The 14,554-nt window shown below is 34.7% G+C and carries 12 protein-coding genes; 7 read left to right on the top strand and 5 right to left on the bottom strand.

The window, feature by feature from the left end:
* Positions 1 to 30: 30 nt before the first annotated feature.
* The 4 genes from mscL to PK35_RS04585 all read left to right on the top strand — a co-directional run bounded on the left by mscL (position 31) and on the right by PK35_RS04585 (position 4,726).
* A complete protein-coding gene (gene mscL, locus PK35_RS04570) occupies positions 31 to 432 on the top strand; it encodes a large-conductance mechanosensitive channel protein MscL (protein ID WP_044625503.1) in 402 nt (133 codons plus the stop codon).
* A 115-nt stretch (positions 433 to 547) separates the two neighbouring features.
* Complete coding sequence (locus PK35_RS04575) at positions 548 to 1,537, top strand: aspartate-semialdehyde dehydrogenase (RefSeq protein WP_044625504.1); 990 nt, start codon at positions 548 to 550, stop codon at positions 1,535 to 1,537.
* Between the two features lie 74 nt (positions 1,538 to 1,611).
* Positions 1,612 to 3,756: a prolyl oligopeptidase family serine peptidase gene (locus PK35_RS04580; protein WP_044625505.1), complete on the top strand. Its 2,145-nt coding sequence runs from the start codon at positions 1,612 to 1,614 to the stop codon at positions 3,754 to 3,756.
* 58 nt (positions 3,757 to 3,814) lie between these two features.
* Positions 3,815 to 4,726 (top strand): ABC transporter ATP-binding protein, encoded by a 912-nt coding sequence (locus PK35_RS04585; protein ID WP_044625506.1) that lies wholly within the window; start codon positions 3,815 to 3,817, stop codon positions 4,724 to 4,726.
* On the opposite strand, the gene PK35_RS04590 is transcribed toward PK35_RS04585, so the two are convergent.
* On the bottom strand, positions 4,696 to 5,715 hold the full coding sequence (locus PK35_RS04590; RefSeq protein ID WP_044625507.1) for a helix-turn-helix transcriptional regulator: 1,020 nt from the start codon (positions 5,713 to 5,715) through the stop codon (positions 4,696 to 4,698). The two genes, PK35_RS04585 and PK35_RS04590, sit on opposite strands and share 31 nt — an antisense overlap.
* A 549-nt stretch (positions 5,716 to 6,264) precedes the next feature.
* On the opposite strand from PK35_RS04590, the gene PK35_RS04595 reads away from it, so the two are divergent.
* The 3 genes from PK35_RS04595 to PK35_RS04605 all read left to right on the top strand — a co-directional run bounded on the left by PK35_RS04595 (position 6,265) and on the right by PK35_RS04605 (position 10,653).
* On the top strand, positions 6,265 to 6,813 hold the full coding sequence (locus PK35_RS04595) for a tetratricopeptide repeat protein (protein WP_044625508.1): 549 nt from the start codon (positions 6,265 to 6,267) through the stop codon (positions 6,811 to 6,813).
* Positions 6,814 to 7,876: 1,063 nt separating this feature from the next.
* Positions 7,877 to 8,971, top strand: a complete 1,095-nt coding sequence (locus PK35_RS04600; RefSeq protein ID WP_044625509.1) for a slipin family protein — start codon at positions 7,877 to 7,879, stop codon at positions 8,969 to 8,971.
* Between the two features lie 281 nt (positions 8,972 to 9,252).
* Complete coding sequence (locus PK35_RS04605) at positions 9,253 to 10,653, top strand: RtcB family protein (protein WP_044625510.1); 1,401 nt, start codon at positions 9,253 to 9,255, stop codon at positions 10,651 to 10,653.
* A gap of 43 nt (positions 10,654 to 10,696) precedes the next feature.
* Here the strand turns inward: PK35_RS04605 and PK35_RS04610 are convergent, their stop codons facing one another.
* From PK35_RS04610 to accC, 4 genes are all read right to left on the bottom strand, one after another.
* A complete protein-coding gene (locus PK35_RS04610) occupies positions 10,697 to 11,155 on the bottom strand; it encodes a 3-oxoacyl-ACP synthase (RefSeq protein WP_044625511.1) in 459 nt (152 codons plus the stop codon).
* Positions 11,136 to 11,837: a monofunctional biosynthetic peptidoglycan transglycosylase gene (gene mtgA, locus PK35_RS04615; RefSeq protein ID WP_082048522.1), complete on the bottom strand. Its 702-nt coding sequence runs from the start codon at positions 11,835 to 11,837 to the stop codon at positions 11,136 to 11,138. Before mtgA ends, PK35_RS04610 begins: the two co-directional genes overlap by 20 nt.
* A 3-nt stretch (positions 11,838 to 11,840) precedes the next feature.
* Positions 11,841 to 12,956 carry an NAD(P)/FAD-dependent oxidoreductase gene (locus PK35_RS04620; RefSeq protein WP_044625513.1) on the bottom strand — a complete coding sequence of 372 codons (1,116 nt, stop codon included), beginning with the start codon at positions 12,954 to 12,956 and terminating at the stop codon, positions 11,841 to 11,843.
* 198 nt (positions 12,957 to 13,154) lie between these two features.
* Positions 13,155 to 14,507 (bottom strand): acetyl-CoA carboxylase biotin carboxylase subunit, encoded by a 1,353-nt coding sequence (gene accC / locus PK35_RS04625; protein WP_044625514.1) that lies wholly within the window; start codon positions 14,505 to 14,507, stop codon positions 13,155 to 13,157.
* Positions 14,508 to 14,554 lie beyond the last annotated feature (47 nt).

Below are 14,554 nucleotides of genomic sequence, written 5' to 3' on the forward strand. Positions count from 1 at the left end.
TTAGTGTTCACTAACTATAAATATTTTATCATGTTAAAAGAGTTTAAAGAATTTGCAATGAAGGGCAACCTTGTAGACATTGCAGTTGGTTTTGTAATGGGTGCTGCTTTTAAACAAGTAGTAACATCTTTTACAGGAGGCATTGTATCTCCATTAATTGGGTTAATTTTCAAATCAGATTTTAAAGACCAAAAACTTATTCTTACCGAAGGTACGCTTAACGACGCAGGTGAAAAAGTAGGTGAGGTAGCGTTACTTTGGGGTGAATTTTTAACCAATGTAATAGATTTTATTATTGTAGCATTCGTAATGTTTATGATTGTAAAAGGCATTAATAAAATGAAAAAGAAAGAAGAACCAGCTGAAGAAGCTCCAAAAGGACCAAGTCAAGAAGACTTACTTGCTGAAATTCGTGATTTGTTAAAAAAATAACAAAAAGTTAAATATTAAACAGCTTGTTATAAGTTGTTAAAAGACCTTATTTATATACAAATAAGGTCTTTTTTTATGTAATTTTGCCAGCACATTTAAACTAAAATTTATAAAAATGAAAGTAGCTGTTGTAGGCGCCACTGGTATGGTTGGCGAGGTGATGCTAAAAGTTCTTGCAGAACGCAATTTTCCAGTTTCAGAATTAATTCCTGTAGCTTCAGAGCGATCAGTAGGAAAAAGAATAAATTATAAAGGTGAAGATTATACGGTTGTTGGTTTAGAAACAGCTGTTTCAATGAAACCAGATATCGCTTTATTTTCTGCTGGTGGAGATACCTCTTTAGAATGGGCTCCAAAATTTGCCGAAGCAGGTACAACCGTTGTCGATAATTCTTCCGCTTGGAGAATGGATCCTTCAAAAAAATTAGTTGTTCCAGAAATTAACGCTTCTGTTTTAACTAAAGACGATAAAATTATTGCCAACCCAAACTGTTCTACTATTCAGTTAGTAATGGCTTTAAATCCGTTACATAAGAAATATAAAATGAAACGTGTGGTGGTTTCAACCTACCAATCGGTTTCAGGAACTGGTGTAAAAGCTGTTCGCCAATTAGAAAACGAAATTGCAGGTGTAGAAGGTGAAATGGCGTATCCTTACCCAATTGGTAGAAATGCATTACCGCATTGTGATGTGTTTTTAGAAAACGGATACACTAAAGAAGAAATGAAGTTAGCGCGCGAGCCACAAAAAATTATGGACGATAAAACGTTTTCTGTTTCGGCTACAGCAGTTAGAATTCCTACTGCGGGCGGACACAGTGAGTCTGTAAACGTTGAGTTTGAAAATGATTTCGATTTAGCTGAAGTACGCCAACTTTTAAGTGAAACACCAGGTGTTGTTGTTCAAGACGATACAGCCAATAATTCTTATCCTATGCCAATTTTTGCACATGAAAAAGATGAGGTTTTTGTAGGACGCATTCGTAGAGACGAAACGCAACCAAACTCTTTAAATATGTGGATTGTTGCCGATAACCTTCGTAAAGGTGCTGCAACAAACACTATTCAAATAGCTGAATATTTGGTTACTAATAATTTGGTATAATACTTTTACCTACTAAACATTTAAACTAAAGCTCCTTCAACCTAGTTCGAAGGAGCTTTTTTATTTACCTTAGCATAAAAAATAGCACTTCTCCCTTCTTAGTTTATTTATCTAATAAAACCCCTCAAAACAGTAACGTGAAATATCCTTTTACTAAAAAATATAATGTTGTAGACACCTATTTTAACACCAAAGTAAAAGACCCTTACAGATGGTTAGAAGACGATAGAAGCGACGAAACCAAAGCTTGGGTAAAAGCTCAAAACTTGGTTACAAATAATTACTTAAATCAAATTCCCTATAGAAATCGGTTAAAAAACCGTTTAGAAACTCTTTGGAATTACGAAAAAATAAGTGCTCCATTTAAAGAAGGCGATTACATATATTTTAGCAAAAACAACGGGTTACAAAACCAAGATGTTATTTATAGAAAGTCAAAAGATAGTGATAAAGCTGAGGTTTTTCTAGATCCTAATACATTTTCACAAGATGGAACCATTTCGTTAGGCGCGTTGAGTTTTTCTAAAAGCGGAAAGTTTTTAGCTTATACCATTTCAGAAGGTGGTAGCGATTGGCGTAAAGTATACATTATGAATGTTACCACAAAAGCCATTGTTGAAGATGCTTTGGTAAACGTAAAATTTTCGCAATTATCGTGGTACAAAGACGAAGGTTTTTACTATTCAAGTTACCAAAAGCCAGATGGCAGCGAACTTTCGGCAAAAACCGATCAGCATTTGGTATTTTATCATAAATTAAACACATCGCAACAAAAAGATACTTTAATTTACGGCGGAAAGCCAGGAGAAAAACACCGCTATATTTACGCTAATGTTACCGAAGATAATCGGTTTTTAGTTCTTACGCCAAGGGTTTCAACCTCCGGAAATAAGTTATTTATAAAAGATTTAAATGATGATAGCAGCACATTAAAACCAATTATAAATCATACCGATTCGGACACTTATTTACTAGATAATAAAGGCGATAAACTTCTTTTAGTAACCAACCTAAATGCACCAAATAAAAAAGTCGTTTCGGTTAGTTTTAATAATCCTGAGTCTGAAAATTGGGAAGATCTCATCCCAGAAACTAATCAAGTTTTAACCATTGCAAAAAGTGGCGGCTATTTGTTTGCACATTATATGGTTGATGCGATTTCGGCGGTAAAACAATACACCTGTAATGGCGGTTTTGTGCGCGACATAAATTTACCGGGTTTGGGTACTGCCCATGGTTTTAGCAGTAAAAAAGAGGACACCACGTGCTATTTTTCGTTTTCAAATTATTACACGCCAACCAGTACTTACAAATTAGATTTAGAAACCGGAAGTTACACACTGTATTGGCAACCAAAAATCGATTTTAACCCAAAAAATTACACAAGTAAGCAGGTGTTTTACACTTCAAAAGATGGAACTAAAATACCAATGATAATCACGCACAAAAAGGATCTGCAATTAAATGGTGAGAACCCAACCATTTTATATGGTTACGGCGGTTTCAATATTAGTTTAACGCCAGCATTTAGCATTACCAATGCGGTTTGGTTAGAGCAAGGTGGTGTTTTGGCGGTGCCGAATTTGCGTGGTGGTGGCGAGTATGGTAAAGCATGGCACGATGCAGGAACTAAAATGCAAAAACAAAATGTGTTTGATGATTTTATCGCTGCCGCGGAATACCTTATTATTTCAAACTATACAACGTCTCAAAATTTAGCCTTACGTGGAGGTTCAAATGGTGGTTTATTGGTTGGTGCTGTAATGACGCAGCGCCCAGACCTCGCCAAAGTAGCGCTTCCAGCTGTTGGCGTTTTAGATATGTTACGTTATCATACATTTACTGCTGGTGCAGGTTGGGCATACGATTATGGTACTGCAGAAGACAGCAAAGATATGTTTGAGTATTTAAAAGGATATTCGCCAGTACACAATGTAAAAGAAGGTGTAAAATATCCTGCAACTATGGTAACTACTGGTGATCATGATGATAGAGTTGTACCTGCACATAGTTTTAAATTTGCAGCAGAATTACAAGAAAAACAATCTGGAGACAATCCTGTATTAATTAGAATAGAAACCGATGCTGGTCACGGTGCTGGTACACCAGTTAGCAAAACCATAGAGCAATATGCAGATATTTATGGATTCACCTTATTCAATATGGGTTTTGATATACTACCAGAAAAAATTGAAAGTTTAAAAATTAAAACGTCTTAATATAAATTTAGACCTCACAAGCTTTAAAAACCTGTGAGGTCTTTTTATTTTTGCAACTATGCTTAACGTACAAAATCTAACATTTTCATATCAAAAATCACCTATTTTAAAAGACATTTCTTTTAAGGTTGATATAGGCGAAAATCTTGCTGTTATTGGTGAAAGTGGCTCAGGAAAAAGTACGTTGCTTAATCTTATTTATGGTGAATTTGATTTAAACCAAGGACAAATCTTTTGGAAAGACACCGAAATTCTCGGTCCTAAATACAACTTGGTTATTGGTTACGATTTTATGAAATATGTACACCAAGAATTCGATTTGATGCCATACATAAGTGTTTCCGAAAACATTTCGAAATACCTCTCTCGATTTTATCCTGAAGAAAGCGAAAAACGCACCAACGAACTACTAAAAGTTGTAGAATTAGAGGCTTTTGCAAACGTGAAAGTAAAAACGCTATCTGGTGGACAAAAACAACGCGTCGCTTTAGCTAGAGCATTAGCAAAACAACCTGAAATTATCTTGTTGGATGAGCCTTTTAGCCATATTGATAATTTTAAAAAACAAAGCTTACGACGTAATGTGTTTAAGTATTTAAAAGACAAAAATATTACGTGTATTGTGGCGACTCACGATAAAGAAGATGTTTTAGGGTTTGCCGACACGATGATTGTACTAGAAAACCAACAAATTTTAGAACAAGGCAAACCAGAAGCGTTGTACAACAATCCCAAAACACCATTAATTGCTTCGTTTTTTAGTGAATTTAATGTGATTGATGACCAAATTGTTTACGCAAATCAGTTGAAAGTCATTGATAAATCTAATCTAAAGGCAACTGTAATTACCTGTTATTTTAAAGGCTATCATTATTTAATTGAAGCTGATTTAAAAGAAGAAAAAGTATTTTTTGAGCATGATACTTCAATAGAAAAAGGTCAAGAGGTTTTCTTGTCAATTTCGGAATAATTCTTAACCGATTGCTTTAGTTTCTTCAAAATGCGATCTCTTAATTTTTTTGGTTTTAAAACTTCAATACTATCACCAAAGCCTAAAATAAGTCGTTCTAACTCAAAATTATGCTGAACGAAAATATTGAAAATTGTACCGTCATCTCTAATTTCAATGGTTCGTTGCGATGAGTGAAACGGTTTTGTAATTACATAAGGTGCGTTTTTTTTATCAACCCAAAACTGTACGCGTTGCGCTCTATAATTTGCTACCGTAACGCCAATGACTTCCTTGTAGTATGTATCACCATCAATTTGTAAATCAACATAATCTACGCCGTTTTCAACATCGATGTTTAATATTCTATCTAAAGCTAAAGTCATCATTTTTTGTTTGTGAGACGCCAGCAAAAACCAACGGTTATTAAATTCTTTTAACAACTGAGGATGCACTTGCATAACGCTAGAAGTTCTTGCAGAGAACGATTGATATGATACTTTAATCACTTTTTTATTTTGTATCGCGTTATAAATAACATCAATAAACTCTAAACCTTTTAGCTGTTCGTTTTTGTCTAAATGAATAATAGCGCGATTGTCCTTTTGCGACGCATAAACCGAATCTTCTAAACGCTGTAAAACGCCATCCATTTCTTTAAACAACGAGAAGTCTTTAAATTGCCTTAGCACTTGTATAGCTTCGTTCATTACCTTAATATCTTTATCGGTTACTGGTATGTTTACAATGCTGTATTCAGGATCGTCATATTTATAAAATTTACGGTTATAAACCACTATTGGAGCATTATATCCAAGCTTATCACTACGCATCATTTGTATATCTAACTGCACTGTACGTTTGCTCACATCAATGTCTTTACCTTCGTACTCATAAAGCGCATCAGAACAAACGGTAATTAAGTCGTCAAGTGTCCATTCCCGATAATTGTTTTGAAGACATTTATCAATGGTTTTATATCTAATTAATGCATTTTTATTTACAGCCATTTTTCTCAATTTTTTCGAATGAAATAAAGGTAAATAATTTCTGCGCAATTAATTTGCGTACTTCAATTTTTTGAGCAATTTTAGGTTTAAAACAAAAAATTCTTGCTTTTTTCAAAAAAAGTTAATACTACGTATTAAGGGTTGTAATTTCCTGAAATTCAAAAAATAAATTTTGAAAATTGAAAAATAAATCTAAATCTTTGCAGCGCAATTGGCTTACTAACAACAGCCAAAACAAGTAAAATTAAAAACAAGAACAATGCGTTTATTTATAACATATCAACCAAAGCCAAAAGGAAAATGGCCTTTTGTGACGCTTCGTGATTATTGTAGATAAACTTTTGTAAACTCATACAAAATGAAAAATCCGAAGCAAATTTTAAACTGTTTCGGATTTTTTTTTTTCAGCTATTAGCAAGTCTGCTAAACATTTCCCGAAACTAAAGAATTTTAAAATCGCGATGTCACACTGAGCGCAGTCGAAGTGTTTCAAGAACGAAAATATTAAATCAAATTCTGGATAAAATTCAGAATTAAAAACACAAAACAATGGACACGAATTTGTTAAACAACTACGTGCTTAAAGCTATAGATGCCTATCCATACGATTTAGAAGAAACCGTAGAAAACCTAAACTACGCCTTGTCTTACGAAAGTAACAACGCTTACGCTTTGTATTTAATGGGACGATTACAAGCAGAACAATTAGGCGATTACGAAAAAGCCAAACAATTTTATGCAGAAGCGTTGGCAAGTAAAATGGAGTTTCACAAGGTTTATGAGAAATACATTTTAGTATTAATCTGGAACGACGATTACGAAGCAGCGCAAAACTTAATAGACTTTGCGTTAACCGTAAAAGGCATAGACAAAGGTGTTATTTGGCAATGTCAAGGATTGCTTTTTGAAAATCAGCAAGACTATAAAAAAGCCATAAAAGCATTAAAAACAGCAAAAGCATTTGGTTACAACAATGGTTTTATCAGTCATATTGATAACGAAATATCCAGAATAAAAGACAAGATAAAACCCAAAAAGAAAAAAGCCTCTAAGAAGAAAAAGAGCAAAAAAGACAAGAAAAAGAAGAATAAAAAATAATTTTTCAAACTACGCAAAAACATTGCGCAATAGCGTAAAATATTTGCAGAGTCATTAACAATAAGCTTTGTGGAATCAAGCTTAATGTAACAGCAGCGCTTCACCAGTCGCAGGAACTGGTGAAGCTTATTAAAAGTTCTTAAACATTTAAAAAACAACCATAGTTTGATTTGCATATAATGGATAATCAAAATTTCTTGGAATGTAATAAAGCGAATTTTGTCGTTCAGAAGGAGGTACGACTGAAGAATCTCAAACAATCGAATTTCTCTTTGTTCGTTAATTCAAAAATTAAAAGAAATCAATTGTATCCATAAAAACAGTAATCAAACTTAGGTGTAAAATATCAAGCAAGTCTTGTTGTGTGTTTCTGTATAGCACTATTGTATAAATCCTTGCGGTTTCGCATTAGGTTTTTATGTTCAACTTGACTTGAAGGTTTTCGGTTATTTAACCAAATAAATAATCCATCTATGTACACAGGTTCGAATCCTGTCTTCTCTAACGGGAAGTAGCTTAGCGGTTAAGCAATAGATTCAAATTGTAGGTTCGAATCCTACCAAGATCTAACGGTCTTGTGGCGAAATTGGCAAACGCGCTATATTTAGGTTACAGTTTTGAAAATGGACTTTAATCCATCTTTTTTGATCAAGAAGGTCACTTGTAAAAATCGACCACCGGTGTTGCCATCACGTAAAAAATGGCTCTAAAAACAAAAGCAAAGTATAAGTTGGCAAGCTTATGTAATTTTTACAAAAAGCAGTCTAGACAACACCTTGAAATACTAGTGTATTTAAAGTCACTTTGGGTAATCTTTTAAAGATTCATTTTTAAATTAAATCATTGAAATTATTTCGGTGTAAACATTTAAAAATCATCTACTAAACATTATGTAAAGCGCTATAAAACCATAGTATTTCCGTAGTTAGAAAGATGGTTAACTTTTATTTTGCTTTAACAAAGAATAGATCATTTTCAGCATAAGCTTGAAAACCCTATTATAAATGTATAACCGTTCTGATATTTAAAAAATAATGCAATCAGAACATAATAATTAGAAATCATGAAGAGAGTAAGAATTCATGCAGGAAACGTAGGTTTAGTATTTAAAAACGGTGATTACAAACGCGTAATTACAAGTGGTACACATTGGTTAGGCTTTAACGAAACCGTTGCAAAGTACAGCTTAACTACAGCTTTTAATGCGCCTAAAGCATTGGAAATCTTACTAGAAGACCAAGCTTTAGCCAACATGTTACACGTTGTAAATGTAGAAGACAACCAAATTGTTTTAGTGTACACATATAACAACTTTAAGCAAGTGCTAACCGCTGGTCAATACACCTTTTGGAACACGTTGGTAGACTATAAATTTGTTACTGTAGATTTAAGTAAAATCGAAATCACAGAAAACATTAGCAAGTCGTTATACACCAATATGCAATTAAGACAGTACATACGCGCTTTCGAAGTAGCAGCTTACGAAAAAGCCATTATGATTGTAGACGATAAGTTCGATAAAATCCTAGATCACGGTACATACCACTTCTGGAAAAACAATCAAACTATAAAAATCGCAAAAGCAGATTTACGTCAGTTACAATTAGAAGTGTCAGGTCAAGAGTTGTTAACCAAAGACAAAGCAGCAGTGCGTATTAACTTTTACGCACAGTACAACGTAATCGATATCGAAACAGCATTAATGCAAAATAAAGATTACGAAAAACAATTGTACACAAGCTTGCAATTAGCCTTAAGAGCATACGTTGGCGCTTACACCTTAGACGAATTGTTAGAGCAAAAAGACCAAATAGCAAAAGCAGTTCTAGAAGACGTAAAAGCGCAAGCCAGCAAGTTAGGCGTAAACGTATTACATGCCGGTATGCGCGATGTAATTTTACCAGGCGACATGAAAGACATCATGAACCAAGTATTAATTGCACAGAAAAAAGCGCAAGCCAACGTAATTACAAGACGCGAAGAAACCGCATCGACACGTAGCTTGTTAAATACCGCAAAATTAATGGAAGACAACAGCATGTTGTTCAAATTAAAAGAAATGGAATACGTAGAAAAAATAGCCGATAAAATTGGCGAAATCACCGTAGCCGGAAACGTCATCGAGCAATTAAAAGATATTTTTTCAGTAAACAAGTAATTTTTTGGGCGTAACCACGCTTTTAGTGGCGTGGTCGCGCTTTACGTTATATCTTTTGCAAGCAAAAGGATGCCACTTCAATCGCTTACGCGGGCAGTCCGTTAAGAACGAGACTAACCACAAGTGTTTTTGAAGTCAGCAATGACCAAAATTTATAATACGCAAAAACATTGCGCAATACACTATAATATTTGTAATGTCATTCAGAGCGTAAGCGAAGAATCTCATTAACGAGAAAGATAAAAGAAAAAAACATTACCACTAACGTGGGAAATAAAACAATGGAAACAAACACAAAAATAACCGGAAAAGACTTAATCAATTTAGGTTACAGACAAGGCAAATGGATGCAAGAAGCATTGGTTTACATCAACGAAAACCAATTACAAGGCGATGCTTTACAAAGTTATTTAGAGCAATACAAGTTACCAGATCCATTACCATTGCATAAAACACCAGTAGATTTTTCAATTAACATAAAAGCAGAAAACGAGCTAGAAGAAGATAACGTTTCTAAAGTCATTAACTCGATGCAAACCTTAATGAAAACACCAACATTAGTCAATGGTGCCATTATGCCAGATGCTTGCCCAACGGGACCAGACGGAACCATTCCTGTTGGTGGCGTTGCAGTAGCAAAAAATGCCATTCATCCTGGTATGCATAGTGCAGATATTTGTTGTTCAGTCATGCTAACAGACTTTGGAAAAGCAGACCCAAAAGACGTGTTAGATGCAGCACATGCTAATACGCATTTTGGTCCTGGCGGACGCGATAGAAATACGCAATTTAGATTTCCGAAGGAATTATTAGAAGCTTTTGAAAACAATTATTTCTTAAAAGATCAACAAATGATTCAAGCGGCAAGAGCACATTTAGGAACGCAAGGCGATGGTAACCATTTCTTGTTTGTTGGTACATCTAAAAAAACAGGAAACACTATGTTGGTAACGCATCACGGATCACGTGGTCCTGGTGCTAGATTATTTACTAAAGGGATGAAAATTGCCGAACGTTTTAGAAAAATATTATCACCAGAAACGTTAAAACAAAACGCATGGATTCCTTTTGATACCGAAGAAGGAAAAGACTATTGGCAAGCCTTGCAGACCATAAGACAATGGACAAAAACCAATCATGAGGTGATTCATAATTCGGTTGCTGAAAGCTTAGAAATAGCTATTGAAAACCGTTACTGGAACGAGCATAACTTTGTGTTTAAAGATGGTGATTTATTTTACCACGCTAAAGGCGCAACACCTTTAGATACTAAGTTTATGCCAGATATTACAGGTCCAAGGTTAATACCTTTAAACATGAGCGAACCTGTTTTAATTGTTGACGGTGTAACTACCAAAACCAATTTAGGTTTTGCGCCGCATGGTGCTGGAAGAAACGTAAGCCGTACACAGCATAGAAAGAGCAAAACGGGAAGCATTATGCAAATTTTTAAGGAAGAAACACGCGGATTAGATGTTCGGTTTTTCTCTAAAGAAATTGATATTACCGAATTACCAAGCGCTTATAAAAACGCTCAAACCGTTAGAAACCAAATGGAGGAATACGGTTTAGGAAATGTTATTGACGAGGTTTTACCTTATGGTTGTATTATGGCAGGCGATTGGCAAAAAAATGCACCTTGGCGTGTAAAAAGAGAGAAAAGAAGAAAAAATAAATCTTAGAAAGGAAGAAAGTGGACTAACATATGTTGGTCTGCTTTTTTGTTTATATAATCTCTGTAATTTCAAAAGACAAATTTCTAAAAGTTACTTTATCACCAACCAATTTTCCGAGAAGCAATTGACCAATTGGTGTACTTGCAGAAATGGCGTAAAAGGTTTCATTTTCAACTTTAAGTTCTCCAGCGCTAATACTAATAAAATAATTGGAAGCTGTAGTGAAAACAACACTACCTAAACCAATATTTTTAGAGGTTGATTCGGTGTTAATTTTAGACAGAATTTGTTTCGTTTTTTCAATTTCAGCTAATTGATGTCCTGCTTTTTCGCGTTCTAATTGCAACATGGCGCGACCCGTTTCGTGCTTATCGCCTGCGCTACTTTTAGTTTCGCTTTGCAGACTTTGTTTTATATCTTCAATAACCGCCAAAACACTTTGTAAACGCGTCTCTAAACTTTGGTTACAAAGCTGTAATAATTGGGTTTTAATGCTTCGGTTTTTCATCGTTTTTCTTAGGAAATTTTAATGGTCCGTAAAAACCCATTTGTTTGATAATCCATTGTTTTCTTGCCGAAATATAACTGGTTGCTGGTTGTGCTTTATAGCGTCTTGGATTAGGCAAAATTGCTGCAATTGCAGCTGCTTGATTTATGTTTAATCGGTTAGCCGATATACCAAACCAATGTTGAGCTGCTGCTTCTGCGCCGTAAATACCATTACCCATTTCGATGCTGTTAAGGTACACTTCTAAAATGCGCTCTTTAGACCATAATTTTTCGATTAAAAACGTAAAATAAGTTTCTAAACCTTTACGTAACCAACTTCTATTAGGCCATAAAAACACGTTTTTTGCGGTTTGCTGACTTATAGTACTTGCGCCTTTAATACGTTTTGATTTTTTATTGTTTTGGTAAGCCTTTTCAATAGCTTCGATATCAAAACCATTATGGATTACAAACTTCTGGTCTTCACTACAAATCACAGCTTTTTGTAAATGCATTGAAATTGCTTCCATGTTTACCCATTTATGTTTAAAAGTTGACGTTTTTTCGGTGTTTTCAAAAGAACGAATAGCCATTAAAGGGGTATAATATACAGGCATGTAGCGATACAATGCTACCCATAACACTGTAATTACGACAAACCAAAAACAACATTTTAATAGAAAACGAAACAGTCTTTTCATTATTTAATTTAGAGTTATTTCTGCTAATTCCTTACCAATTAAGCTGCCAATTGCTACACCCATTCCGCCAAGTCTAACACCACAAAATACATTGTTAGATAGTTGTTTTACAATAGCCTTTTTTTGTTTACCAACGCCCATAATACCAGACCAACGCTGTTCGATTTCAAAATCTGTTTCGGGTAAAATCGTGGTTTTTAAAAGTGCTTCTAATTTATTTTGAATGAGCTTGGTTTGGGCAAATTCGGTAGTTTCTTCGGTTTTAAAATCAAGATGTCGCCCGCCACCAAAAAGGATGCGATTATCAATATTTCTGAAATAATAATAGCCTTGATCTAAATGAAATGTACCTTTTATATGTAAATCTTTTATCGGTTTTGTAATGAGTACTTGCGCTCGTGCTGGTTTTACATTTGGAATGTTTAATTGCGACGAAAAACCGTTTGTTGCAATCATTAATTTTGATGTTGAAAACTCGAATTGATTCGTCTTTATTTTTACCGAATTTTGGTCTTCAGTAAAACTTTCAACAGTTATATTATTTAAAATTTTTATCCCTTTAGATTGTGCTTTTTGTAGTAAAGCAGACATCATTTTTCCGGTGTCTATTTGACCTTCAAACGCATTAAAAATATATTGATTTTTTATGTTTTTAAAATTGAAACTATTGTCTTTTACGCTAAAAACTTCAGCTTTAAAAAGTGGTTTTAATAGGTTGTTGATGTGCTGTTTTTTAGATAGGCAGTTTTCAAATAAATTGTCATTTTCGGTAAATAATTCGTAACCACCAAAAGCTTGATAATTTATGGTTGTATCGCCTAAGGTTTGTCGTAGTAATTGCAAGCCTTCAATACGCTTTTCAACTAAGTCAAATACCTCTGCTTCGGTATGCGTATTTAAATCGTCTAAAATTTCACTTAAGCTACCAAAGCAAGCAAATCCTGCATTTTTAGTACTTGCGCCTTGTGGTAATATTCCTTTTTCAAAAATTAAAATATGGGCTTGGGGATACATTTTTTTTAATTGCAATGCACAATTTAAGCCAACAATACCACTTCCAATAATAGTGAAATCTATGTTGGTTAACCACGATTTTATTTCCCAGTAACTAAAGTTCAAAAAAAAGTATTTTTTAAGTGATGTAAATGTACTTAATTTTTAATACTGTTGTTGGCTTTGTGTTAAGGATAGTAGTGGCATCCTTTTTTTGAAGTATGAGAAAAAAGATATAACGGATAGCCTGACTTTTGCCCACGAAAAGGCAAAAGGAACACCATAAAAAAACTCCGAAAATTACTTCCGGAGTTTCTTAGTTTATTATTCTTCAACCTGTTTTTTCATAACAAAGTCTTCCATAAATTTCGTGGTGTAGTTACCTGCGATATAATCTGGATGATCCATTAATTGTCTGTGGAATGGAATGGTTGTTTTAATGCCTTCTATAACGAACTCGTCTAAGGCACGTTTCATTTTATTTATAGCCTCTTCTCTGGTTTGCGCTGTTGTGATTAACTTAGCAATCATAGAATCGTAGTTTGGCGGAATAGCGTAACCTGCGTAAACATGCGTATCTAAACGTACACCATGGCCACCTGGCGCGTGTAAAGTTGTAATAACACCTGGTGATGGTCTGAAACCATTAAACGGATCTTCGGCATTGATACGACACTCAATAGAATGTAATTTTGGCAAGTAATTTTTACCCGAAATTGGCACACCTGCAGCGACAAGTATTTGTTCACGAATTAAATCGAAATCGATAACTTGCTCTGTAATTGGATGCTCTACTTGAATACGGGTATTCATTTCCATGAAATAGAAATTACGGTGCTTATCTACCAAGAACTCAACCGTTCCGGCTCCTTCGTAATTAATATATTCGGCAGCACGAACAGCGGCTTTACCCATATCGTCGCGCAACTTATCGGTCATGAATGGCGAAGGTGTTTCTTCAGTTAACTTTTGGTGTCTTCTTTGAACAGAACAATCTCTTTCTGATAAATGACAAGCTTTACCGCTAGAATCGCCAACAATTTGTATTTCGATATGGCGAGGCTCTTCAATAAGTTTCTCCATATACATATCGTCATTACCAAAAGCAGCTTTACTTTCTTGACGCGCAGAATCCCAAGCAGGTTTTAAATCTTCTTGTTTCCAAACGGCACGCATACCTTTACCACCGCCACCAGCAGAAGCTTTAAGCATTACTGGATAACCGGTTTCTTTGGCAATTTTTTCGCATTCTTCGTACGATGTGATAACACCATCGCTACCAGGTACACATGGTACACCTGCAGCTTTCATGGTTGCTTTTGCGTTGGCTTTATCGCCCATTTTATCAATCATCTCTGGAGATGCACCAATAAATTTTATACCGTGTTCGTCACAAATTTTAGAAAATTTCGCATTTTCTGATAAAAACCCGTAACCTGGGTGAATAGCATCGGCGTTTGTTATTTCGGCAGCAGCTATAATGTTAGACATTTTTAAGTAAGACTCGCTACTTGGTGCTGGTCCGATACATACGGCTTCATCGGCAAACTTTACGTGTAAACTTTCTTCATCGACTTTAGAATAAACCGCAACGGTTTTAATTCCCATTTCTTTACAAGTTCTAATAACACGTAGTGCTATTTCGCCTCGGTTTGCTATTAATATTTTTTTAAACATAACGTAATAATATTTAAAATCTCAAATTCCAAATACCAACAAATTGG

Source organism: Neotamlana nanhaiensis (assembly GCF_000943555.1).
Classification (GTDB): domain Bacteria; phylum Bacteroidota; class Bacteroidia; order Flavobacteriales; family Flavobacteriaceae; genus Neotamlana; species Neotamlana nanhaiensis.